General features: G+C 56.0%; 23 protein-coding genes and 1 tRNA gene. 13 read left to right on the top strand and 11 right to left on the bottom strand.

Going from position 1 to position 23,078, the window contains the following annotated elements:
• Window positions 1-10: 10 nt before the first annotated feature.
• The 4 genes from hscA (at window position 11) to IV109_RS16615 (ending at window position 3,059) form a co-directional block, all read left to right on the top strand.
• A complete protein-coding gene (gene hscA / locus IV109_RS16630) occupies window positions 11-1,867 on the top strand; it encodes a Fe-S protein assembly chaperone HscA (RefSeq protein WP_296699249.1) in 1,857 nt (618 codons plus the stop codon).
• A 19-nt stretch (window positions 1,868-1,886) separates the two neighbouring features.
• The gene (gene fdx, locus IV109_RS16625) at window positions 1,887-2,225 is read left to right on the top strand and encodes an ISC system 2Fe-2S type ferredoxin (protein WP_296699246.1); all 339 of its coding nucleotides are present in this window, start codon (window positions 1,887-1,889) and stop codon (window positions 2,223-2,225) included.
• A 17-nt stretch (window positions 2,226-2,242) separates the two neighbouring features.
• A complete protein-coding gene (gene dnaQ / locus IV109_RS16620; RefSeq protein ID WP_296699243.1) occupies window positions 2,243-2,944 on the top strand; it encodes a DNA polymerase III subunit epsilon in 702 nt (233 codons plus the stop codon).
• A gap of 40 nt (window positions 2,945-2,984) precedes the next feature.
• Window positions 2,985-3,059 (top strand) — tRNA-Val (locus IV109_RS16615).
• A 90-nt stretch (window positions 3,060-3,149) separates the two neighbouring features.
• Here the strand turns inward: IV109_RS16615 and IV109_RS16610 are convergent.
• A complete protein-coding gene (locus IV109_RS16610; RefSeq protein ID WP_296699240.1) occupies window positions 3,150-3,419 on the bottom strand; it encodes a DUF1488 family protein in 270 nt (89 codons plus the stop codon).
• Between the two features lie 139 nt (window positions 3,420-3,558).
• On the opposite strand from IV109_RS16610, the gene IV109_RS16605 reads away from it, so the two are divergent.
• The 3 genes from IV109_RS16605 to IV109_RS16595 are packed head-to-tail and all read left to right on the top strand — an operon-like array spanning window position 3,559 to window position 7,111.
• Window positions 3,559-5,133 carry a methyl-accepting chemotaxis protein gene (locus tag IV109_RS16605; RefSeq protein WP_296699237.1) on the top strand — a complete coding sequence of 525 codons (1,575 nt, stop codon included), beginning with the start codon at window positions 3,559-3,561 and terminating at the stop codon, window positions 5,131-5,133.
• Window position 5,134: 1 nt separating this feature from the next.
• Window positions 5,135-5,989 carry an N-formylglutamate amidohydrolase gene (locus IV109_RS16600; RefSeq protein WP_296699565.1) on the top strand — a complete coding sequence of 285 codons (855 nt, stop codon included), beginning with the start codon at window positions 5,135-5,137 and terminating at the stop codon, window positions 5,987-5,989.
• 27 nt (window positions 5,990-6,016) lie between these two features.
• Window positions 6,017-7,111, top strand: a complete 1,095-nt coding sequence (locus IV109_RS16595) for an NAD(P)/FAD-dependent oxidoreductase (RefSeq protein WP_296699234.1) — start codon at window positions 6,017-6,019, stop codon at window positions 7,109-7,111.
• Here IV109_RS16595 and IV109_RS16590 read toward each other — a convergent pair.
• On the bottom strand, window positions 7,103-8,182 hold the full coding sequence (locus IV109_RS16590; RefSeq protein WP_296699230.1) for a quinone-dependent dihydroorotate dehydrogenase: 1,080 nt from the start codon (window positions 8,180-8,182) through the stop codon (window positions 7,103-7,105). The genes IV109_RS16595 and IV109_RS16590 overlap by 9 nt on opposite strands.
• A gap of 151 nt (window positions 8,183-8,333) precedes the next feature.
• Here IV109_RS16590 and IV109_RS16585 point away from each other — a divergent pair, with 151 nt between their 5' ends.
• The 5 genes from IV109_RS16585 to IV109_RS16565 are packed head-to-tail and all read left to right on the top strand — an operon-like array spanning window position 8,334 to window position 14,336.
• Window positions 8,334-9,620: a site-specific integrase gene (locus IV109_RS16585; RefSeq protein WP_296699227.1), complete on the top strand. Its 1,287-nt coding sequence runs from the start codon at window positions 8,334-8,336 to the stop codon at window positions 9,618-9,620.
• Window positions 9,613-11,301, top strand: coding sequence for a site-specific integrase (locus tag IV109_RS16580; RefSeq protein WP_296699224.1), 1,689 nt, complete (start codon window positions 9,613-9,615; stop codon window positions 11,299-11,301). The genes IV109_RS16585 and IV109_RS16580 overlap by 8 nt, the downstream gene beginning before the upstream one ends.
• Window positions 11,302-11,303: 2 nt before the next feature.
• On the top strand, window positions 11,304-13,592 hold the full coding sequence (locus tag IV109_RS16575; protein ID WP_296699219.1) for a hypothetical protein: 2,289 nt from the start codon (window positions 11,304-11,306) through the stop codon (window positions 13,590-13,592).
• A complete protein-coding gene (locus IV109_RS16570) occupies window positions 13,582-14,010 on the top strand; it encodes a hypothetical protein (protein WP_296699215.1) in 429 nt (142 codons plus the stop codon). The genes IV109_RS16575 and IV109_RS16570 overlap by 11 nt, the downstream gene beginning before the upstream one ends.
• Window positions 14,011-14,018: 8 nt before the next feature.
• On the top strand, window positions 14,019-14,336 hold the full coding sequence (locus IV109_RS16565; protein WP_296699210.1) for a hypothetical protein: 318 nt from the start codon (window positions 14,019-14,021) through the stop codon (window positions 14,334-14,336).
• A gap of 41 nt (window positions 14,337-14,377) precedes the next feature.
• Here the strand turns inward: IV109_RS16565 and IV109_RS16560 are convergent, their stop codons facing one another.
• The 4 genes from IV109_RS16560 to IV109_RS16545 form a co-directional block, all read right to left on the bottom strand.
• Window positions 14,378-14,995 carry an HAD family hydrolase gene (locus IV109_RS16560; protein ID WP_296699207.1) on the bottom strand — a complete coding sequence of 206 codons (618 nt, stop codon included), beginning with the start codon at window positions 14,993-14,995 and terminating at the stop codon, window positions 14,378-14,380.
• Window positions 14,996-15,122: 127 nt separating this feature from the next.
• Window positions 15,123-15,293 carry a hypothetical protein gene (locus IV109_RS16555; RefSeq protein ID WP_296699203.1) on the bottom strand — a complete coding sequence of 57 codons (171 nt, stop codon included), beginning with the start codon at window positions 15,291-15,293 and terminating at the stop codon, window positions 15,123-15,125.
• Window positions 15,290-15,778: a BPSL0761 family protein gene (locus IV109_RS16550; protein ID WP_296699200.1), complete on the bottom strand. Its 489-nt coding sequence runs from the start codon at window positions 15,776-15,778 to the stop codon at window positions 15,290-15,292. Before IV109_RS16550 ends, IV109_RS16555 begins: the two co-directional genes overlap by 4 nt.
• 170 nt (window positions 15,779-15,948) lie before the next feature.
• Window positions 15,949-16,437 carry a hypothetical protein gene (locus tag IV109_RS16545; protein WP_296699197.1) on the bottom strand — a complete coding sequence of 163 codons (489 nt, stop codon included), beginning with the start codon at window positions 16,435-16,437 and terminating at the stop codon, window positions 15,949-15,951.
• Window positions 16,438-16,501: 64 nt separating this feature from the next.
• Between IV109_RS16545 and IV109_RS16540 the strand changes: the two genes are divergently transcribed.
• Window positions 16,502-16,804 carry a helix-turn-helix transcriptional regulator gene (locus IV109_RS16540; protein ID WP_296699194.1) on the top strand — a complete coding sequence of 101 codons (303 nt, stop codon included), beginning with the start codon at window positions 16,502-16,504 and terminating at the stop codon, window positions 16,802-16,804.
• An 875-nt stretch (window positions 16,805-17,679) separates the two neighbouring features.
• Here the strand turns inward: IV109_RS16540 and IV109_RS16535 are convergent.
• From IV109_RS16535 to IV109_RS16515, 5 genes are all read right to left on the bottom strand, one after another.
• On the bottom strand, window positions 17,680-19,134 hold the full coding sequence (locus IV109_RS16535) for an NAD-dependent succinate-semialdehyde dehydrogenase (RefSeq protein ID WP_296699192.1): 1,455 nt from the start codon (window positions 19,132-19,134) through the stop codon (window positions 17,680-17,682).
• A 100-nt stretch (window positions 19,135-19,234) separates the two neighbouring features.
• The gene (locus tag IV109_RS16530; protein WP_296699190.1) at window positions 19,235-20,353 is read right to left on the bottom strand and encodes a HupE/UreJ family protein; all 1,119 of its coding nucleotides are present in this window, start codon (window positions 20,351-20,353) and stop codon (window positions 19,235-19,237) included.
• A complete protein-coding gene (locus IV109_RS16525) occupies window positions 20,350-20,883 on the bottom strand; it encodes a hypothetical protein (RefSeq protein ID WP_296699185.1) in 534 nt (177 codons plus the stop codon). Before IV109_RS16525 ends, IV109_RS16530 begins: the two co-directional genes overlap by 4 nt.
• The gene (locus IV109_RS16520) at window positions 20,880-22,364 is read right to left on the bottom strand and encodes a Gldg family protein (protein WP_296699183.1); all 1,485 of its coding nucleotides are present in this window, start codon (window positions 22,362-22,364) and stop codon (window positions 20,880-20,882) included. The genes IV109_RS16525 and IV109_RS16520 overlap by 4 nt, the downstream gene beginning before the upstream one ends.
• A gap of 5 nt (window positions 22,365-22,369) precedes the next feature.
• Window positions 22,370-23,071 (bottom strand): ABC transporter permease subunit, encoded by a 702-nt coding sequence (locus tag IV109_RS16515; RefSeq protein ID WP_296699181.1) that lies wholly within the window; start codon window positions 23,069-23,071, stop codon window positions 22,370-22,372.
• Window positions 23,072-23,078: the final 7 nt, after the last annotated feature.

Raw genomic sequence — 23,078 nt, 5'->3', positions numbered from 1 at the left:
AAAAATTAATATGGCGCTTTTACAAATTTCCGAACCCGGCCAGTCTCCCAATCCCCATGAACGGCGTATTGCCGTCGGTATTGATCTGGGCACGACGCATTCCTTGGTCGCTTCAGTGCGCCATGGCGTGGCTGAATGTTTGCCCGACGACCAAGGGCGCGTCATTTTGCCCTCTGTGGTGCGCTATTTGGCCGGCGGCGGTCGCCAGATCGGCTTTGATGCACAGGCATCCCTGGCACTGGATCCGGAGAACACGATTGCTTCGGTCAAGCGTTTCATGGGACGCAGCGTCAAAGATGTGCGTGGCCACGACAAGCTGCCCTACCGTTTCGTGGAGCATCCTGGCATGCTGGGGCTTCAAACGGTACACGGCGAGAAGTCCCCGGTGGAAGTCAGTGCCGATATTCTGGCCACTTTGCGCTACCGCGCCGAAGACACCTTTGGTGACGATCTCTATGGGGCGGTGATTACCGTGCCAGCTTATTTTGATGACGCCCAGCGACAGGCAACCAAAGACGCTGCGCAACTGGCTGGCTTGAATGTGTTGCGGCTGATCAATGAGCCGACTGCAGCCGCCATTGCCTACGGGTTGGACAACGCCAGTGAGGGCACCTACGCCATTTACGACCTGGGCGGCGGGACGTTTGATATCTCTATTCTGCGTCTGACGCAAGGCGTCTTTGAAGTGGTCGCGACCGGTGGCGACTCGGCCCTGGGTGGCGACGACTATGACCACGCGCTGGCCGATTGGGTGCTGGCACAGGGCGGCGTTGAGCTTTGTACGGCCAGCGACAAAGCTGCGGTGAAGGTTGCGGCACGCGCCTGCAAAGAGGCTCTGTCTGCTATAAATTCAATAGCATTCAGCGCTGCTATTGCCGGGGCTGAAGTTACATTGGATGTCACTCTGGAACGGTTTGAAGAGCTGACCAGCGCTTTGACGGCCCGTACCATGACCGCTGTGCGCAAGGCGCTGCGTGATGCCAAGCTCTCGGCGAGTGAGGTCAAAGGGGTGGTCATGGTGGGCGGCTCCACCCGTATGCCGCAAATACAAAAAGCAGTTGCGACCTTATTTGGCCGTGAGCCGCTGAATAATCTGAACCCTGACGAGGTCGTGGCTCTGGGGGCCGCGATTCAGGCCAACCAGCTTGCGGGAAACAACACCGCCGGCGATTTGCTGCTCCTGGATGTGATTCCGCTTTCCCTGGGGATTGAGACCATGGGCGGTCTGGTGGAGCGAATCGTGCCACGCAATGAGACTATTCCCACGGCCAAAGCGCAGGACTTCACCACCTACAAGGATGGTCAGACCGCTCTGGCTTTGCATGTGGTGCAAGGTGAACGTGATCTGGTCGCCGACTGTCGCAGTCTGGCGCGGTTCGAGCTGCGTGGCATTCCGCCGATGGCGGCCGGTGCCGCGCGCATCCGGGTCACCTTCACAGTGGACGCAGACGGACTGCTGAGCGTCAGCGCCAAGGAGCAGATCAGTGGCGTGGCGGCGAGTATTGATGTCAAGCCGTCCTATGGCCTGGCGGATGACCAGATTGCCAAGATGCTGCAGGACAGCTTCACGACGGCCGAGGCCGATATGAAAGCCCGCGCGCTGGTTGAAGCCCGCGTGGATGGCGACCGAATGCTGTTGGCAACTGCCAGTGCGCTGGCCGCAGACGGCGATTTGCTGTCAGATGCCGATCGGGCCGACATTGATGCTCTGATGGCTGCTGTGCGCAGTTCGTTGTCCTTGGACGATCCAGTCTTGATTGAGGCGGCCACGCAGGACTTGGCCAAAGGTACCGAAGCGTTCGCAGCCATGCGGATGAATCGGGGCATTCAAAAGGCGCTGGCCGGAAAAAACATCGAGACGGTTTGAAACCGGTGAAATAGAAAACATGCCAATTATCAAAATTTTGCCGCACCCCGAATACTGTCCGCAAGGCGCCGAGATCTCGGCGCCTGCAGGCACCTCGATTTGCGAGGCCATGCTGGACAACCATATCAATATCGAGCATGCGTGCGACATGAGTTGCGCCTGCACGACTTGCCACGTCATTGTGCGTGAGGGTTTTGCCTCGCTCAACGAACCCGATGAAAACGAGGAAGATATGCTGGACCGCGCCTGGGGCCTGGAACCCAACTCCCGCTTGAGCTGTCAGGCATTCTTGGCACAAAAAGATGTGGTGGTGGAGATACCCAAGTACTCCATCAACCATGCCAAGGAAACTCATTAAGTCTGGCCAGTCTTTCCATGCGTCAAATTTTTCTAGATACCGAAACCACGGGTTTGTCCGCTGATAACGGCGACCGCATTATTGAAATAGGCTGCGTCGAGCTGGTCAACCGAAAATTGACGGGTAACAACAAGCACATTTACCTTAACCCGGGGCGGGATAGTCATGAAGAGGCGCTCAAGGTGCACGGTATCACCACCGAGTTCCTGAAGGACAAGCCGAAGTTTGGGGCGGTCGTCGATGATCTGCTGGAGTATTTGCAGGGCGCGGAGATCATCATCCACAACGCCGCATTTGACGTGGGATTTCTGAACAAGGAACTGGAGTTGGTCGGCCGTCCCCTGTTCAAGGAATTCGTTGCCAGCGTGACCGATACGCTGGTAATGGCCAAGGAGATGTTTCCGGGCAAACGTAACTCATTGAACGCATTGTGTGACAGGCTGGGCGTCGACAACTCAGGGCGGGTTCTGCACGGTGCTTTGCTGGACGCGGAACTCCTGGCTGATGTGTACATCAACCTGACTCGTGGACAGGATGCGTTGCTGATCGACATGGCATCGACTGAAAATACGGGTCCGCGCATGGTGCAAGTGGATCTGGCGCGTATTGAATTGCCGGTACTCGCTGCCAATGAGCAGGAAGTCGCTGGTCATGAGGATGTTCTCGGCCAAATTGACAAAGCAAGCGGTGGCAAGACGATCTGGCGTTTGGCTGTCTAAAATATGTGGCATAATCCAAGGCTTTCCTGAAACGAATTCAGGGCGGTTAGCTCAGGGGTAGAGCACAGCATTCACACTGCTGGGGTCGGAGGTTCGAAGCCTCCACCGCCCACCACTTTATCGTGTGCATATCAAGGACTTGGCAGTCATGCCAAGTCCTTTTTTGTTGCCCGCATTTATCCAGCCAAGGGGTCATGCCCAGTTGTCAGTGGAAAAAATCGGCCTGCAAAAACGTAATGTTGTGGCTCGTACCGAATTTGAGCGTAGTCAAGACGGCGCGCTTCACTTTGTCTCTCTGACGCTCAAACGAAGCCAGCATGTCGTGGTTGTCTGCGAGGAATGACCGCTCAAGATCCCCCAGTGTTTGCCGACTGACAAAGAACCTGAGTGACACGCCATGGACATCGGTGGTGAACAGCACACCGTCTCCAATTTCAGCGTCGATGCGGATGTTTTCGATGGCAAGGTCGGTCATGATAAGTACGTTGTTAAATTTCGGCGGGGGAGGGCAAATACTAGATCGAAAACCACAAACTGGCAGGTATCATGTGCGAAAACAACGGATGGCCCGGTACAGCGTCGGGTCTCCTTCAGGAGATAGTATGAAGTTGGGAATGAAATTGTTGACCGCGCCCCTTTTGACGGCGATTGTGGTTTTGGTTTCGGGGCAGATCAACGCAGTGTTGATGAGTCAGGAGGCCAGCAAGGGCTTGGCGAGTTCCAAGGCGGGTCTTGAAGATTTCAAAACCATTGGGTCGGCACAGCAGCAGTTGGCGAACGTGCATACCAATGTGTACCGTACTGTTTCCATCATCGGTTCAATGGATGAGGCCAAAGTCAAAGCGATTCGAGCCGATGTGGCCAAGCAGCTGGATGGGGTCAAGCGAGTCGTTGGTGCTGTGACTGCCGTCGGAGCCGATGCCGAGTTGAAAACTGTTGTTGCTGACCTGAGCAAACAGATCGACAAATATGCCGGGCAGGCCGACTCTTCAATCGAGATTGCTGCTGGAGACCCCACTACCGGTATCACGTCCATGCAAGCTGCGGACGTCACTTTCTCGTCGGTCGCCAAAGCCATGGGTGTGATTGTGGCGCGCACCGAGGCAGATTCGGATGCGTCGATTGCTGCATCTCAAAGCCGGGCACGTACGACCAATATCATTTTGTCTGTGGTGGGTCTGTTGGCTGCCGCGGTAGCGGTTTATTTGTCGTGGCTGATGTTGCGCAAAGTGGTCGCTGAATTGACCCGTGCCGGCAGCCTTGCCAATGAGGTGGCGAGTGGAAACCTGAACCTGGAAGTCGTGAGTGATCGAGCAGATGAAGTCGGTGATCTGATGCGAGCACTTGGCTCCATGACGGGGCAGTTGAATCAGACCATGTCCACCGTGCGCGATTCAGCCGAGTCGATTCGCCTTGCCAGTGCCGAGATCGCCACCGGTAACCAGGATCTTGCCAACCGGACTGAGCAGACCGCAAGCAATTTGCAGCGCGCGGCAGCGTCCACGGATCAATTGACCGGTACCGTTCGTCAATCTGCCGACGCAGCGCGCCAGGCGAATCAGCTTGCTGCATCTGCGAGTGAAGTGGCGCTTCGTGGCGGAGCGGTGGTGTCACAGGTTGTCTCCACCATGGAGGAAATCAACACCAGTGCACGGAAAATTTCGGACATTATTGGTGTGATTGACGGCATTGCGTTTCAGACCAACATTCTGGCCTTGAACGCCGCCGTTGAAGCCGCTCGTGCCGGTGAGCAGGGGCGCGGCTTTGCCGTGGTCGCCAGTGAGGTGCGTAGTCTGGCAGGACGCTCGGCGGAGGCGGCGAAAGAGATCAAAAACCTGATTGGCGTTTCGGTGGAAAAAGTGGATTCTGGTTCGCGCCTGGTCGCCGACGCCGGGAAGACCATGACCGAGATCGTCAACTCAGTGCAGCGTGTGTCGGACATCATTGGCGAAATTACAGCAGCTTCCTCCGAACAAAGCACTGACATCTCGCAGGTCAACACCGCTGTGATGGAGCTCGATCAGATGACCCAGCAAAATGCGGCTCTGGTGGAGCAATCGGCCGCAGCGGCTGAAAGTCTGCGCGAGCAGGCTCAGCGCCTGGCGCATGTGGTGTCAGAGTTCAGGCTGGCCGAATCTTCAGGCGGCGGTGCCAGAATGAACGATCTGGTGATGTTGCCGAGGTCCTGATATTTCCAAGCATCCATTTGTCGCATATCTTGAGGGGACGTCGGCATTGGTGCTCGACTCGCCCCATAGCGGCACGGCGTACCCGGCTGACTTCGGCTTTGCTTGTGACTACGCCAGTTTGCGGCGTGCCGAAGATACGCACGTTGAAAAGCTTTATGACTTTGCACCGGCTCTGGGTGCAACCTGGATCGAAGCGAAATTCCCGCGGAGCTATCTGGATGTCAACCGCAATATCACGGAGATCGATACAAGCCTCCTGAATGACACCTGGCCTGACCCGGTTGAGACGGATCCTTCGGCCATGTCCAAGGTTCGACTGGGTAAGGGATTGATCTGGCGTTTGACGGACGATGGCATTCCCATTTATGACCGCCCCTTGTCCGTGATGGAAGTCCGTTCACGTATTGACAATTGCTGGCGCCCCTATCATGAGGCAGTTGGCGCAGCCATAGAGACGGCTCATGCTCGGCATGGCTACTGTATTCATTTGAACTGTCATTCCATGCCGGCAGTGGCATCCAGCCACGCTACCGAATTTCCGGGTGAGGTGCATGCCGATTTTGTGATTGGCGACCGCGATGCAAGCACTGCATCCAGCCTCCTGTCGCTTGAAATTTGCGAGCATCTTCGCGCCCGGGGATACAGCGTGTCCTACAACCATCCGTACAAAGGGGTCGAACTGGTGCGTCGCCACAGTGATCCGACGCGGCATCGGCACAGCATCCAGGTGGAAATCAATCGCCGCTTGTACATGGATGAGCAGACGCTGGAGATCAGCGAAGGGTTTGCTCCCTTGCAGGCCAGCCTGCGCGCGCTGGTAAGTCAATTGCTGACCATGGATCCGCGCAAGCTCTGATGCATTTTCAGCGGATTTAAAAAAGACATGGATCAAATCGAGTGCGTGGTCATCGGTGCCGGTGTCGTTGGACTGGCGGTGGCACGCGCGCTGGCGCTCCAGGGGCGTGAGGTCATGGTATTGGAGGCAGCGCCGGCCATTGGCACGGGCACCAGTTCGCGCAATAGCGAGGTGATTCATGCCGGCATCTACTACACCGCCGCCTCCCTGAAGGCGCGCCTGTGTGTACGGGGTAAAGCCCTGCTGTATGACTACTGTGCCGAGCGGGGCATTGGTCACCAGCGTTGTGGCAAGCTGATTGTGGCTACGGCACAAGAACAAGTTGCGCAGTTGCAGGGTATTGTGGATCGGGCGCACGCCAACGGTGTTCACGATCTGCAGATGCTGACCGGGGCACAGGCCCGGGCGATGGAGCCTGAATTGAACTGCGAAGCTGCGGTTTTCTCGCCCAGCACGGGCATTGTGGATAGCCATGGTTTGATGTTGGCGCTGCAGGGTGATGTGGAGAATGCCGGTGGCATGGTGGTGCTAAATTCGGGGCTGGCCTTTGCGGAAATTGTTTCAAATGCTATTTATTTGATAGCGGATGACGGCACCAGGCTGGAGGCGAAGTTCGTGGTGAATGCCGCCGGACTGCGGGCCCCGGCGCTGGCGCGACGTTTCGAGGGGCTGGACCCAAGCCATGTGCCGCACGCTCATTTCGCCAAGGGGAATTACTTCACCCTTTCAAGTCGCGCGCCGTTTAGTCATTTGATTTATCCCGTGCCGCAAGCCGCCGGTTTGGGGGTGCATCTCACGCTGGACCTGGGCGGGCAGGCCAAGTTCGGGCCCGACGTGCAATGGGTAAATTCGCCAGATGACCTGGAGGTGGATCCGGCCCGTGGCAATGCGTTTTACCACGAGGTGCGAAAGTACTGGCCCGGGTTGAAGGACGATGCGCTGATTCCCGGCTATGCGGGTATCCGACCCAAAATACATGCGCCCGATGAAGCTGCAGCCGACTTCCTGATTCAAGGCCCCGCAGACCATGGTGTGGCTGGGCTGGTGAACCTGTTTGGTATCGAATCGCCAGGGCTGACCAGCTCACTGGCGATTGGGGAACTGGTAGCGGGCTTAGGCTGACCTGCGCATCTTTTTGATGGCCTGCGCGGCATCGCGAACCAGATTGGGGCCCTGGTAAATCAAGCCGGTGTAGATCTGGACCACATCGGCCCCTGCCGTGATCTTGCTCACTGCATCTTCGGCGCTCATGATGCCGCCCACGCCAATAATGGGAAAGCTCTTACCCAGTGCACTGCGAAGCTGCGAAATCACCCGATTGCTCATGGCCAGCACCGGTGCGCCGGACAGGCCACCTGCCTCTTCTCCATGCGGCATGCCTTGAACCGCGTCGCGGCTCAAGGTGGTGTTGGTCGCGACGACGCCATCCATGCCATGACGCTTGAGTGTGGCCGCAATCACGGAGACCTGTGCCTCGTCCAGATCCGGGGCGATCTTGACGAAAAGAGGCTTGCGCTGGCCGTGCTTCCTGCTCAGTTCCTCACGGCGTTGCGCCAGTGCGCCCAGCAAGTTGTCCAGTGCTTCGTCGCTCTGCAGGGCGCGCAGGTTTTTGGTGTTGGGGCTTGAGATGTTGATGGTCACATAGTCGGCATAGGGGTAGACCCCGTCCAGGCAGATCAGGTAGTCGTCGGTAGCACGCTCAATGGGGGTCGCAGCGTTTTTGCCGATGTTCAATCCGAGCAGCATGGGCCGGGCTTTACCCGTACCGTCAGCCTGGCGCTGCCGGTACAAGCCCGAGCGCTTGACGTTGGCCATGAAGGCGTCCAGTCCTTCGTTGTTGAACCCCAGGCGGTTGATCAGTGCCTGGGCTTTGGGCAGGCGAAACATGCGGGGTTTCGGGTTGCCACTTTGCGCCAGGGGCGTAACGGTGCCCACCTCCACAAAACCGAAACCCATCGCGCCCAGACCATCAATGCAGCGGGCGTTCTTGTCCAGACCGGCTGCCAGACCCACCCGGTTGGGAAACTTCAGCCCGGCCAGTTCGATGGGGTCGTCGATGCGAGCGGAACAATAAGCCAGTTGCAGGGGGGTGCCCTGAACGCCTGCCAGGGCGTGCAGGGTCAGTTCGTGGGCGGTTTCCGGATCCAGGCTAAATAAAAACGGGCGGGCAAGGGCATAGGGGACGAGAGACATCGGATAATTGAGGTTGAGTTGAGGGTTGAAGTGTCGCTAAAAGGCGATTGCTCTTAGTAATTGCATCAGAATTGCAAAAAATGTGTAGCTAAGAGAATTGCGAGATTTCATTTATATGATAGATTGTAGATGTGTAGCTAACAAAGGTTCCATGTCGACAAAATACAAACTCGTCACTTACAGGTGGGCTACAGGAGAAAGGTTTTGTCATCTGCTGAACCAGCAGACACAACTGCCACACCAAGCCAGTCTCCTGTATGTCTTTCTGAATTTGAGAAATCGTGGCCTTTCTTTGTCTGCCATGCAGGCCTCCCTCAATTCAATTCACGTTCTATTGTTGCATTTTGAGTCCCACGGAGTTGACCTCGACGAGCGATTCAAAAGGAGGCAATACCTTGACCCCATGGAATGTCAACTCATTCTTCGGGCCGCTCAGGTCCATTTGGGGCTAGCCGAAGAAACATCCGGGAAAGTGTCAAACGTGAACGAGGGCAAGAAAGGCTACAGGCCTCCAGTCCGTACGGTCGCTGGATTAACTGCTTACAGCCGAATGACTGAGATGGCGAGCTACTTAAAGTGGTTGGCCATCTATTGGGGTGGTTCTTTTATCTCCACAGAACAGGCCGCAGAGATTGATGGGATGTATAGGAACATTCGTGAATTACGCCCCACTGTAAAGGTCCTAAAAGGTAGCCCAGATGAAACTACTTGGTCCGAAACGAATGACGCTAAGTTAATTGACTTGGTTCTACCGGAATCACCAAGGAATATTTTTGGTGAAGATATGGGAACGAGGAAACGGAATTATCTTCTGATTCAACTTCTTCGCTGTCTCGGCAAACGCCGGGGGGAGGTTTTGAATATTCAAAGGGGCGACATTAAGCCTCAAAAGAATCAGTTAGACATCATTCGAAGGCCCGACGCGAAGGAGGACACCCGCATCGTTCAACCCAAGGTCAAAACCCGTGAACACACGCTGGCAATTGATCCGGAGTTGACCAAACTCATTCTGGATTACATGACGTATAGGCGCGAAGTGCCGGGTGCAAACAAGACCCCATACCTATTTGTGAACCACAAAGCGGGCCCAACCCAAGGAAAGGCGATGACGGTGGGAGCGTTGTATGAGGTTTTTCGAACTATCAAAAGAGCGGATCCTTCGTTAAAGAACTTGCATCCACACCTCTTGCGGCACAACTTCAATTACCAGATGAGTCAAACCTTTGATAGCAGCAAAGGCGAGCGTAACTTCGATCAGGAAACAAAAGTCAGGGCCCGCGCAAACGGTTGGTCACCCCTGTCAAAAATGGCAGAAAAATACAACGAGCGTCACACTGCAGAAGCAGGCCGTGAAACAGGGCTTGATATTCAGCAAAAGCTCTTAAAGGTCATGCAAGTTGACGCAGGCACCACAGTGAAGTCAGACCACAATGAATGACGAGTTTTCACTGGGCTCGATTGCCGATCATCAGAGTCCTGGTGGGACCTTCCAGAGACAGATAGAAACCAGCAAGGAAGGCATTGATTTCGACGTCTACGCAGATTCGTGGCAATTGTCCAACCACCGGTCAATCTATGTCAATGAAGTTCTGGCCCTGTACGACGTTTCGCTTCATCACGGAATGAGGCAGACGCTGGCGCATAAAGCACGAAACAAAGCCGATGGCACGTGCATAAGTCTGGGCGATAGCCTTTTACACTTTGCTAGGACTATGTACCCTAGGCAAAGGGTGCCCGAATGGCGGAGTGTTGATCTTCAAAACTATCGCGTCAAGATCTGCAATGAATTCGGCGATGAAAGAAAGCTGCAGAACCTTCGTCCGTTTCTGAAATCATGGAACAATCTCCGGCTTCCGGGCGTCGATACGGACGTAATCGACGAACTCAAAGCCATGAAGCTTAAGGCCCCGGAGACGGGCCGTGCAGTGCGCTCCAACGACCCAGAGGAGGGGCCGCTAGAGCCCACAGAGTTACACATGCTGTCTCGTGATATCGCAGCGGCTTACGAGACCTCGGAGTTGGGCCTGCCTTCGTTTAGCATCGCGATCTTTCACATCGCCACAGGCCGACGCCCAGTGCAATCAGCTGCCTTCAAATGCAAGGATGTCGACGATACGAGTGTGATCAGAAACGGCAAACCAGTATTGTTGACCCATGTGCCGCGTTGTAAGCAAGGTGGCAAGTTTCGAACTGAATTCCGGTCGATCGATTGGACTCCTGAATTCTTCGCCATCTTCAAACTTCAGCGCCAAATGGTCGGTTTGGAATTTTCAAGGCTGTTGGAGAAGCATGGATGGAACTTGCAATCTCAGGATTTCATGGAACTTCATGCACAGATGCCATTGTTCCCGATGTGGTCCCGTGTGATCGCGACACTGGGGAAACTTGAAACGCAATTGGAGGCTGGGGCACACGGCGCGGCGATGGCTGAGTTGCGTAAAGCAGCAGCTGGTTCCTTGTGGCACCAATACAGCATGGCGATTACCAGAACTTTGAAGGAGGCAGTTGAAAAGGCTGGCACTCACTCCCGCAACGGAACACCTTTGAACATGAATGCCTACCGCCTTAGATATTCCAAAGGCACTGACCTGGCACGGGAGGGACTGGGGCGGAATGTCATCGGATGGTTGTTGGACCATTCAAATTTGATATCTGCAGGCATCTACATCGACAACCTTCCAGAGCATGCAATTCCTGCCAACAGGGCTATGGCCATGTCCCCTACCATGCAAGGGCTTGCCCAACTGTTTCGCGGAAAGGTTGTTGATCGTGAAGAAGATGCCGTTGGTGGTACCGATCCAAAAACGAGTCGAATTCATTTCAAAGGCAATGGTGCGGCATCCTGTGGCACAAGAAAAAATTGTGGTTTGGGCGATCGTATTCCTCGGTGCTGCTACGTTTGCCCCAGCTTCCAGCCATGGTTGGAGGGGCCACACTTAGACGTTCTCCAAGAGTTACTGAATGAGCGCAAGGAAAGGGAGGATGCTCTTGGTGTAGACCATGCAGTCACCAAAAATGCCGATCCCACCATTGTCGCCGTCATCAATGTGATCCAACGTTGCGAGGCACGTCGGCAGGAACTCACGAAATCCAACAATTCAAACGATGGGGCTTACTAAAAGTGGACGACAGCCAACAACCTTTGACTCGCGATGAGGCCTACGACAAGTTGACTTCGCTCATCCCCAAGAATCAATTGGAAGCGGAGGCTAACCTGGCTGAATACATTCGCTTCGCTAAGAATGATTTGATTGTGCTGGGGGCCAATCTCCCATGGGCCGCATGGCGATGGGAGAACGTGGGAACTTTTGCAAAGCAGGGAGTTGTAAGGGGTTTGATTGGCAAGCCTGTTGCGGCGGAACTGATGCTTGATGCCACCTTCATTGACTTCGCAAAGGCATACGTGCGCGAACGCCATTCACACAACCCCAATGAGTCCATGAATGGACATATCAATCGACTTCGTTGTTTGCGAGTGCTGGAGATGGCGTTGCTGGAAGTTCATGGGTGTGCAAACCCAATATTGGTTGACCACCGTGCACTAAACCAAGCTGTGACGTTCAGTCGCAAGTACTTTAGCGAACGTACAGCTTACCAAACCGGGATCAATCTGCAGTCCATCGCCGATTTGTTGGTAAAGAAGAAGATTATCCCAACCGTTGTCAGGTACTGGACTTCGCCAATTTCCGATGTGAGAAAAATGGGCTATGCAGTCGGCACGGCAGGTGATAAGGCGCGTGCAGAAAAGCTGCCGGACCAACAGGCTTTGCGGGCACTTTCAGAAGTTTCCAATCACCGACTCGAAACCGACAATCCTGATCACCAAAGGGACATTTACACGACTTCCGTCACAGCTCTTTTGCTAAGTGCCCCGAGCCGCGGCGGCGACGAGGTTCACCTCCTACCTCTTAATCTCGACTTCAAAGCCACCGATAAATTTGGTAAAGATCAAATGGGCTTGCTTTGGAATGGGAGCAAAGGTTTCGGGCGTTACACCAAGTGGGTTTGGGAAGGCATAGTGCCTGTTGCAGAGCGGGCCATAGGTAGGCTCAAGGCAATGACCGAGGATGCTCGCAAACTGGCCCGATGGCTAGAGGATCCAAAGACCTGTAACCATTTCTATCGTCACCCAGCCTGTCCCGACGTTGGCGATGAAGAACCTCTAACGTGGGAACAGGTTTGCAACGCAATGGGGTACGTACAGGATCGGTCGTCCTTACACAGTTACGGCCTTTCTGCAAAAAATTGCACCCACACTCTTCAAGAGCTTTGGCGTGACCATATCTTGCCGCAGCATAAGAAGGACCATCCGTACTTCCCGTACGTCAGCCGCAAAGAGGCTGCCAAGGGAGTAAAAGGTGGTCTGAAGTTCAGCCAAGCTTTGTTTTGCATGCAAGTCAACCAGTTGGCGCCCCGAAGTGGCACTAGTCCGGTCAAACTTTGGATGCCAAATCTGAAAACGTATGGCAGGGAGGTCGGCAAATCCTTTGCCACAACCACTAGCATTTTTGACCGGCATGGCTATAAGGGTGACGATGGGGAGCCCCTTCAGTTGCGGTCGCACCAAATCCGGCACCTACTCAATACTGAGGGGCAACGTGGGAAGATGACGGAGGAGGAAATTGCATGGTGGTCTGGCCGCATAGATTTGGCTCAAAATGAAGTCTATAACGGGATGACCGAGCAGGAGCGCGTTGATCGGGACAAGGGGATTTTGGCCAATGAACATGGTCATGTTGTGATTGTCAAGGTCAATCCTTATTCGTTAGAACCTAAGGCGACGGGCAGCATCGAAACTTATGGTCATTGGCAGGTTGACAGCCGCAAACCGGCATCGCTCCATGATCTGGACGTGCAGCCAAAGTTGACGAACATCAATACTCTTTGGGGACGCTGCGAGCATGACTATGCACTGAGCCCCTGCGAAGGGTTTGCCAACTGCTTGGCATGTAGCGAACACGTATGCATCAAGGGTAACGGGCAGGATGACAGGGAAAAGTTAGATCGCATCCAAGGGCTTATGAGTCGGGTTGCAACCGAGATTGAAAAAGCAAATGCCCAGATTGAGGAAGGTGACTGGGGCGCCGAAGAGTGGCTCGACCACCAGACCAAGTGGCATGCAAAGCTTCAACAGCTGGTTGAGATACTCCAAAGCAGTAAAACTGAAGACGGAGCGCGAATCAAGATTTCGGGAGCTAATAGTCAAATCTATTTGCACAGGGTGTTACGCAATGTCGCGATGACGGCGCTTGAAAACAATACCCTGCCAAAAGATGTGATTCAAGAGATGCTGGAAGCCATAAAACAGGAGGAGCCCGGCATTAAAACGATCACTTTTCATCCTGGAAGGCCCTTTTCATCGTTAGACCAAGCTGACACCATTGACGGAAAGGTGACTGATGGCGCGTAACAAGCATATCCGCCCGGCTGACGTGCAAGGGATAGTCAGCATCATCCGTAACTGGAGCGATGAAAAAATGACTTGGGATGCCGTCTGCGACGAGTCGGAGCTGATTCTTGGATACCGCCCTGGACGCCAAGGCCTAAGCGCACACGCGGCCGTACAGGAGGCCTTTAGCGCCCGAAAATCAGGCCTCAAGGGCGATCCGCCCCCTAGGACCGCTCTTCCCAGCAGTTTGGCCGCTGCGGCACATCGGCTGGCGTCCAAAGATGCCGAAATTCGTGAGGTCAAACTGCTGAATGAAAAGCTAAACGAGCAGTTCGCAATCTGGCTATATAACGCAACTGTTGTTGGCAAGCTCACCCTGGACCAACTCAACCTGCCACCCCCAGTGATCGACCGTCAGCGAACCGGGGGTAAGAAGTGAACCTACAGATGTTGATCGACGATCAGAACCAGGCAGATCGAAAAACTAGTAATGCCGAACGTGCGGCTCAGGCGGTTGACCGTTTCAATGCTTGGGTGGCTGATCGAGACAACGCTACTGATTGGGACGACTACCTTCGCGCAGGCAAGCTAAACCGTTCGGAGATTGCTACTGAATGCGGTTTCGGGCGTGCCGCGTTGCAACAGAATCCTGCTCTTTCCGTTGCGCTTGAATCGGTCGAGGCCAGGCTTATTGCACAGGGCATTTTGGTAACAGTCCACCCCATCATTGGAAATCTCGACCCTGATGACCGAGGTTCTGCATAAAGGGAAGCTCCAACGCTTTAGCAGTTCATTTGATTTCACGGTCAATCCTTTCGATTGAGCCACCAGCGGGCAAAGCCTGAAAGATCTTCGTGTTTCGAGTGAGCCAGCGCCAGATCCTCGCCGACGTTGGGACTCCCATTGGGTTGGCGCATGATGAGGGCGGCGTGAACGCTAGTCGGTACACCGCGCAAATAGGGCGCGTAGTCATCCACGAACGCAACTGGGAGAATTTGCGCCAGTGCACCGGCTTTCACGCTTCGGTTCGACTCATTGTCCGGGGTCACCGGGGTCGCATAGACTCGCTCGATTGGGAAACCAAGGTCACGGATATTCTTCAGTCTGGCGGCTTCAAACTTCAATGGTAGAGCTGACACACAGATCAACTCAAACCCTGAGACATGAAGATTCATTGCAGCGTCCAGCGCTCCATCCATTGCAGGCAATGTCTCCCAGAATGTCTCGTCCTGGCAGGCGCGCAAATGGTCCCGATCAGCAGAGTCGAGCCGTGGCACTTTCCAGCGGTCATACGGGAAATATGCCTGCGGATCCGCCAGTTCTGGCAGGACGCCAAAGGCCTTGAGCCAAAGGTGGCGATATGCCTCGTGATAGTTCAATAGAACGCCGTCGGCGTCCAGGACGATGATGGGTCTTTTGGTCATTGCTCTCTCCAACCGCCACCGGCATGCAATAGTTGAAAACCAGGGGGGCGAATTCCAAGTTCTCGAATTCGCTCTCCAGCCAGCCAAACTGATATTCCGGCGGATTGCCGACTCGCTTCAATCCTATTCACGTATACATCCCCCATTCCATGCGCGCGCGCAAGATCTGGACAGCTTCAATGCCGGGTGCGGTCGTAAGGAGGTCGAGAAGACACTGTCCATCAAGCGCCAGTGCCTCCGTGTCAAGCTCAAAGCCGTAGTACGCGAGAGGAAAATCAGAGTAAATGAGAATTTTCATGGCATGGATTCCGGGGCAAGCCATGGCTTGAAGTTTGGATTTTGTGACTTCATCCAGGCATCCATTTGTGCCCAGTGCTTGATTTCGTGGCGATCGGGAAAATGGCGCAGGACGTATGGAATTTGTCTCTTCTGATCCGGCGTGAGGTTTGGCGCCGACAGAAGTTCTTTGAACAATTGATCTGCCAACAGCAATGCGCGAGTTCTCTCTGACGGTGTCGTCGTACCTCTTTCCACAAATTCTGGCGTCAGCGGCGAGCGTGAACTGATGGGTGCATGCTCGGGCGACATTTTGGGACCGCATGGCCCTTCTGTGTCAACGCAATCCAGCGCCGAAAACTTGATTTCACCGCCTGAAGGGTAATGCCGCAGGATGCTTTCAATCTGATGTCTCTGATCTTCGGTAATATTTCCAGACTCTTGCAGCTCGATCAAATATTCCCAACCGTATCGCACGGCCCGGGTACGTTCGTGAGGCATCGTCATGCCAGGTCCTTGAGCATCTGGCGCAGCGTTGCTTGATCGTCAGGCTGAAAGCCTGTTTTTGAACCGCCATTCATCTGCGTGCGATGGAGATGCTGATGCTGTCACCGTTGGTGAGTACTGTGTTGGGCATCGTCACTGAGGTCGCGGGAGCACAGATTCTTGTCAGAACGCTATTGCGAAAGGCAGCCGTGATTCTCTTCCAGAACGGGGAACCGAAGCCAAAGGGTCTCTTTTCGAAGTTCATCAACAGGAGTTCCGAGCATAGAAACAGCGTACTTCACACCAGCCTTCGTTTCATAGATTTCCACGACTTGCCCGGCGACTGAAGGCTCCTCAGCTGTCCAGACTGAGTCGAGAGGCTCCATTTTCCAACCTCCCGTGCCATTGAGATGGCCAGGGGTGATGACTTGAACGGACTCAAACTGTAGTGACCCACCCGTCTCCTGTTGAGCCATGCTTTCAACATCCTCCACATTGGATAGAAGCATAGTTCGAGTTCTTGAAAATGCATCCTCGCCATCAATTGACTCAGTATGGAGGAACGTCACGAGGAACCAAGGGCGACACAAGGCCAGTTCTGCGGCCCCCCAGTAGTGGGCAGCAGGGTCACCCAAAAGGTTAGAAACAGGTGATCTGGAAGCGTTGTTTGTAATGAACATGGTAGTGAAAATGAGTCCTATTGATTGTAGCTCTATAGGCGTCATTGTCAGCTAATCGGCACAAATGTCTCGTGCCAAACACCATCAAAACAATTTTTCCGAAGCCCTGAAGATAGCTCGCAGTGCCCGGGGGCTCAGTCAGGAAGCGTTTAGTCTTGCTTCAAGCCGAACGTACGTCAGTTCCTTGGAACGCGGACTGAAAATCCCAACACTCAAGAAAGTGGACGAGCTCGCTGAGGTTTTGGACATACATCCACTAACCCTGCTGGCACTTTCGTACATGGTTGACAAAGATGACAGAGCGGTTGATGCACTTCTCAGACAGGTATCGAGGGAGCTTTCTGAATTGCCGAGCCAAAGAAAATAATGAAGTCGTTCGCCGGTGTGAATTATTCACTGCTAGACCGGCTCTTGTGCAGCGGGAGCGGGTATCGGACGCCGGTGGCTTTCTGGAGGCTGAATTGCAACGGTTTACGGACCGGTCAGCGGTCGTCTGTGGTGGCTAAGGGCGAGCCACCGGGTATATCAGGCCTGCGTTAGCGCCACCGCATCAACACCCGCCGGCATGCGCATAGGTAAACGGTGTGGCGGTGTCGCGTGCGTATTCCACTGAAACCGGCCACCGATTCCAATCCAAACCCAGCCACCTATTCCAGTGGAGACCAGGCCACTGTTCCGGTCCAAACCCGACCAGCAACCGCGATTGGACGGCGCTCATGGGCGACTCTTACAGGCCCTAACCAGTCATAGCCGTTTGCGATCTGCCTCCTCCTAACCGGTCATCGGCAACCGGGGATCGACGGGCAACTTTGTAGCGAGCAATTCGTTAACGTGAGCACCCGCCATGGGCTGGTTTCGGGCGTACGACTTTTCGTTCTACCCGCTCTAAACCAGTCGTTCGTCTACGCGCTGGAATGTCGGCAGACGGGCCACGCTTTTGTCAATTGCTCCGACTGCCATGAGCCAACAGCAGGTGCTCCCGGCTGGCAGCTTTCGGGTAGCAGAAGAACCTCACCGTCGAGGTTTACTGACTCGGTCGCTCAATTGGCGGCATTCCATCCAAATTGTTGACATTGGCCCCCAAACCCAACGGTAAGTCCATGCCCAGGCGGTATGCCCTGAAAACTTCCAACACCATCATCTCTGGGGCTTAACCGGGTTGGCACACGCGGGGTCGCGTACGCCAGGGTACCGGCATCGATACATTGCCCGGATAGAAAGCAGGGGCGAAACCAGTCCTCCCTAAAGACCGCCGAAGCAAAGGTATTTGAGTTCCAGATACTCGTCAATCCCATGTTGCGAGCCTTCGCGGCCGATGCCGGATTCCTTGACGCCACCAAAAGGCGCGACCTCATTGGAGATAAGCCCCTCATTGATCCCGACCATGCCGTATTCAAGCCGCTCCGCGATGCGCCAGACGCGGCCAATATCGCGGGAGTAAAAATAGGAGGCTAGCCCGTAACAGGTGTCATTGGCCATCTGCACGGCTTCGTCATCTGTCTTGAAGCGAAACATGGGCGCCACCGGGCCGAATATCTCTTCCTGAGCCACATTCATGGCAGGCGTGACATCAGCGAGTACGGTCGGTGCGTAAAAATTACCACCGCGACCGTGACGACTGCCACCCAGCAGCACCTTGGCACCTTTGGCGACAGCGTCGGCTACCAGCACTTCGACCTTGACCACAGCCGCCTCGTTGATCAAGGGGCCGATCTGGGTGCCGGGCTCAAGACCGTCATCGACCTTCAATGCGTTCACGGCTTCCACCAGCTTGGCGGCAAAGGCGTCGTACACGCCATCCTGGACCAGCAGACGATTGGTGCAGACACAAGTCTGGCCGGCATTGCGGTATTTGGAGGCCATTGCACCGCGCACCGCTGCGTCGAGATCGGCGTCATCGAAGACGATGAAGGGAGCGTTGCCACCCAGTTCCAGCGACAAGCGCTTGACGGTGCTCGCACACTGTGCCATCAGGCGCTTGCCAACCGGGGTCGATCCGGTGAACGAGAGCTTTCTGACAACCGGGCTGGCGGTCAGCACCTGGCCCACCACAGCCGGACGCGCGGTCGTCACAATGTTCAATACACCTCGGGGTATGCCGGCACGCGTCGCCAGTTCCGCCAGCGCCAGGGCGGACAGTGGCGTCGCCTCGGCTGGCTTGACTACCGAAGTACATCCAGCAGCCAGGGCAGGCGCGACCTTGCGGGTGATCATGGCGATAGGGAAATTCCATGGTGTGATGGCTGCTGTCACCCCAACGGGTTGCTTGATCACAACCAAACGCTTGTCGGTAGTGGGGGCCGGAATCACCTCGCCATAGACACGCTTGCCCTCCTCCGCAAACCATTCAATGAACGAGGCACCGTATGCGACTTCGCCGCGAGACTCCGTCAGCGGTTTACCCTGCTCCATGGTCATCAGTATGGCCAGGTCTTCCTGGTTGGCCAAAATCAAATCATGCCAGCGGCGCAGGAGGGTGGCGCGTTCTTTGGCGGTCTTGGCACTCCAGGCTGGCAGTGCAGCAGCAGCGGCGGCAATCGCGCGCTCGGTCTCGACAGCGCCAAGATCGGGCACTCGGGCGATTTCGAGCCCTGTGGACGGGTTGCGGATGGCATGGGCTGCACCGTCATCGGCACCGACCCATACGCCATCAATGAAGGCCAAATTTTTTAGAAGCGACGGGTCTTTAAGTTGCATGATTTTTTTCCTTGAGTTAGTGTGAAATGGGGCCTGGGGAGTGACCTCAGAGTTGAGCCTCGCAGTGCGCCTGGATCCTTGTTTGGATGTCTCGAAACGGTCAAGCCAGCTGCAATCTCTGAATCAGCCATACCGTTCCCATGCCAGCGATGCCGACCGACATCAGGCGCACCATGCGTGATCCGACATTTTGCCGTGCCATCCACGTCAACATTGGCGCCAGCAGGAGCACCACCAGTGCCTGCCCCGCCTCAACGCCTAGGTTGAAACCCAACAGCGCACGCGCCAACGGCCAGCCGCCCAGATGGAGCTCGGTCAGCGCTTCGGCAAAAGCCAGGCCATGCACCAAACCGAAGGTGAAGGTCAACAGATGCCGGCGTAGGGTCACTTGGCGAGACCGGAGGTTTTCCAGCGCGACCCAGATGATGGAGGCGGCGATGGTCGGTTCGACCCAGTTGCCAGTGACATGCACCCAACCGAGCGCCGCCACTGCCAGACTTACACTGTGCGCCGCCGTGAACGCAGTCACCGTGATCAGCAGCGTGCGCAAGTTCCGGCTGCCCAGCAAAAGCGCAGCCAGGAAAAGCAGGTGGTCCAGACCGCTCAGGATGTGTTGCAAGCCCAACCACAGGAAGCCACCCAAGCCGCCTGGCGGGGGCTGGCCGAAGTCGATCCGCACCTGTGCGTGTTCGCGGTCGAGGATGTGCTCCTGGCGGGTACGGGCGGCGGCATCGGCGCTGTTCTCGGCCTGAGTTGTCGACCCGCCCAACCGGCTGATGCTGGCGATGCTGCTGTAATGTTCGCCGAAGACACTGCTCAGTGTGTCGCGCAGCACCAGCACACCTGGCGGCTGTGCACACTGCCAGTCGAGCAGCACAGCCACTCGGTCATCACCGCGCTGCAAGGCCTGCAACCGAGTGCGTTTGATGCGGCAGGGCTGGTCATTGACGCTCAGCATCAGGTGCGCTTGCACAAGCGCAGCCACCTGCTGTGCGGCAAGCACATCACCTGCTGCGCCTCGCTGGACGACCATGGCCGCGTCACCAATCTCGGCTGGTGCCAGCGTCAGCTGGTAACGTGCTTCGTCGCCTTGGAATTCCAAACCCGCCAGGCCAGTGCTGCTGGTGTGAGCCTGTGCCGGCAGCCAGAGCAGCCCCAGCCCCAGCAGCAGGCTCAGGCGGACCAGCAGTTGGAACCTGCCCCACAGCGCGCTACTCATCGTGCGGTACCCGGCAGGGCCGGCGTCCAGGCATCTACCATGTATGAGGGCATCAGGTGAACTGTCGTCAGCCCGGCACTGCGGATACGCACGTAACGCGCAAGGCCAATCGGGTTAGTGGCCCCGAATATCGCTTCAAAGGTCTGATCGCCGACTGCTTTTACTGTCACCTGTAATACCGGTGCTGACAAACCGAACTCGGCTGCCTCGGTCTCAAAGCTGCGCTCAGGCACCGTGTTGTGCAGTAGTCGGAGCCCAGCTTCAATGGCTGCGCTGGCGTTCGCTGCGGTGGTCGCGTCAACGGTAGCGCCGGTCTGCGACCATTGACCATGCGGGCCCCGCGAAAAACTGCCCGTAAAAGAGCCTGAGGTGATGCGTACGTTGTTCACGCTGTCGGTGGTCAGATGTTGCATCGTGCCTTCGGCCTGATGTTCGACCAGCAACTGACGGCGATCCGGGCCGTGCAATGCCAGAAAGACCAGCAGCGCCAAGGCCGCCACCGACACCAGAGCCCAAACCATGCGCTTCATTGTCGACGCCGCCACCATACTGCCAAACCTGCCAGCCCACACAAGCCTGGCAGCACCAGCACACACAACAGGAAGATGATCTGCATCTGTGAGCCCGTCATGACCACCGTTGGCAGTACCTCCACCGGCGGTTTGATCGCCGGGCCGCGCGGTTCGCCACGCAACCATGCAGTGAGGCCCAACACCAAATCAGCATTCGCCAAGTATGGGTAAAACGAATTGCTGGCAAAGTCGGCATCACCCACCACGGCCATGCGAAAGGGTTTGCCAGTACCCGCCAACTGACCTTCACTGACAATCGCCAGCGCACGCGTGCCGGGCACCCGCGCGGAGGCATCCAGGCGAAGAGAAGAGTCACGCGTGGTTAGCGTGGCTTGTGCGCTGCTCGCAAACAACACGCTGGACTTGACACCCTCAGCAGCCACCGCCTGCAAAGGCCGAACTCCCGGAAAGAAACTTAGCGCCAGACCGCCAGTACTCGGGTGACTTGCATATTTTTCGACCGCAACCATCTGATCATCCGTGAAGTAGTGACTGAGCGGGTCACTCACGACCCCGTCACCGACCCGAACACCCGCCTGCGCCAGTAATGCCGCCAGTTCATCACCCAACGCGTAGTCCGGCTCCAGCAGCAGCAACAGATTGCCGCCGCCTGCCATGTAGCCCGCCAACACAGCCACCTCAGGCGGTGAAAGAGCAGTCCGCGGATTCGCTTCCACCAGCGCGGCACAGTCGGTCGGCACGCCCTCACCGGCACCCGACTGGCCGGTTGCCAGCGACAGTTTACGCACTTCATAACCCAATTTGTCGAGGGCCCGACGCAGCCGACCTATGCCATGCTGTGTCATATCGACGAGACCCTGCCCGGCAGCGTCGTGGGCGTGACCACCTGCAGCCTCAAAGTGCGTGTGATACTCGAAATTGTCAATATCGTATTCACCGTGTCCGCTAAGAAAACACACTGGCCGTTTGTCGCTGCGCAGCAGGCGCAGCATTCCCATGGCCATCTCACGGTCCTCGGTGGTGACCACCTCAATACGTCGGCCCTCGGCCATCATCAGCGCCACGTTGTACATGCGCATCCCATACTGGTTGGCCTGCGCCGGTTGCTGATCAGGATCAATGGTGCGCACTTTCAGGTGCGGCGTCACCTTGCCCATGATCTCCACCATTTGTTTGGCGGCCCGGCCGGCAGGATTCTGCGCCTGGTAAAAATAGATCAGTTCCACGTCTTGTTTCAAACTGTGCAGAACCTGCAAGGTCTCGGCTGCAGGCGTGAAAGCCTCCTCGATCGTGATGTCGAAGTGCTGATCGTTGCGGTACGACACCACATTGGCCAGCACCACCACCCCGAATGCAAGCAAGGCGCCCAGCAGCTGCACGGCGATGCGCCAGCGCCGGTGGCCCAGCGGAGTGCGCAGGCCGGCTGCGAACAGCACGCAAAGTGCCACGATGACAAGAAAATTAGTGAGTAGGGGCATGGAGATCACCTGTCTGCCAGGCGTCGGCTGGCTAACCAGAGCGTCACCATGGTGCCACTGACAAAGTACATAGCATCGGACAGAAAAATAGAGCCAGAGACCAGGGGTTTGAAGTGCCCGATCAATGACAGGTTCAGTGCCAGGGGCTCAAGCGAACCAGGCAGCAATGGGGCCACCGAGTCGGCAAACCAAAGCATGAGGAAGACGCCCATTGACAAGGCGGCTGAGACCACCTGATTCTCAGTCAGGGTTGAGGCGAGAATGCCAACCGACACCAGCAGACTGCCCAACAACACAAGCGTTCCGTAGCCCGCAAGGATTGGCCCCCAATCTGGCTCCCCCAACCAGCCCAGGATCAGTGCGTACAGGCCCGATAAGGCATAGATTGACAAAATTACCGCCATCAGGGCGACGAACTTGGACAACACAATCCACACTTCCGCGATGGGCGCGGTCAGCAGCAGTTCCAGCGTGTCGTTGTGTCGCTCTTCGGCAAAAGCGCGCATGGTCAGCACCGGGACGAGCAGGATCGACAGCACGTAAATTTGGCGAAAAATGTACTGCAGATTCGCCACTTTGGTGGCAAAGAGGGTCAGGCTGAAGGTGTAGCCCAGTACCAGCAAAAATACCGCCGCTACGATGTAGGCAATCGGTGACAGCAGCGCTGCGCCCATCTCTTTTCTGGTCAAAACAAGGAATGCATTCATATGTGTC

The sequence above is a fragment of the Rhodoferax sp. genome, assembly GCF_018780565.1.
In the GTDB taxonomy this organism is placed as follows: domain Bacteria; phylum Pseudomonadota; class Gammaproteobacteria; order Burkholderiales; family Burkholderiaceae_C; genus Rhodoferax.
The sequence above is the reverse complement of the archived record's forward strand: the minus strand, read 5'-3'. Positions and strand labels throughout refer to the sequence as shown.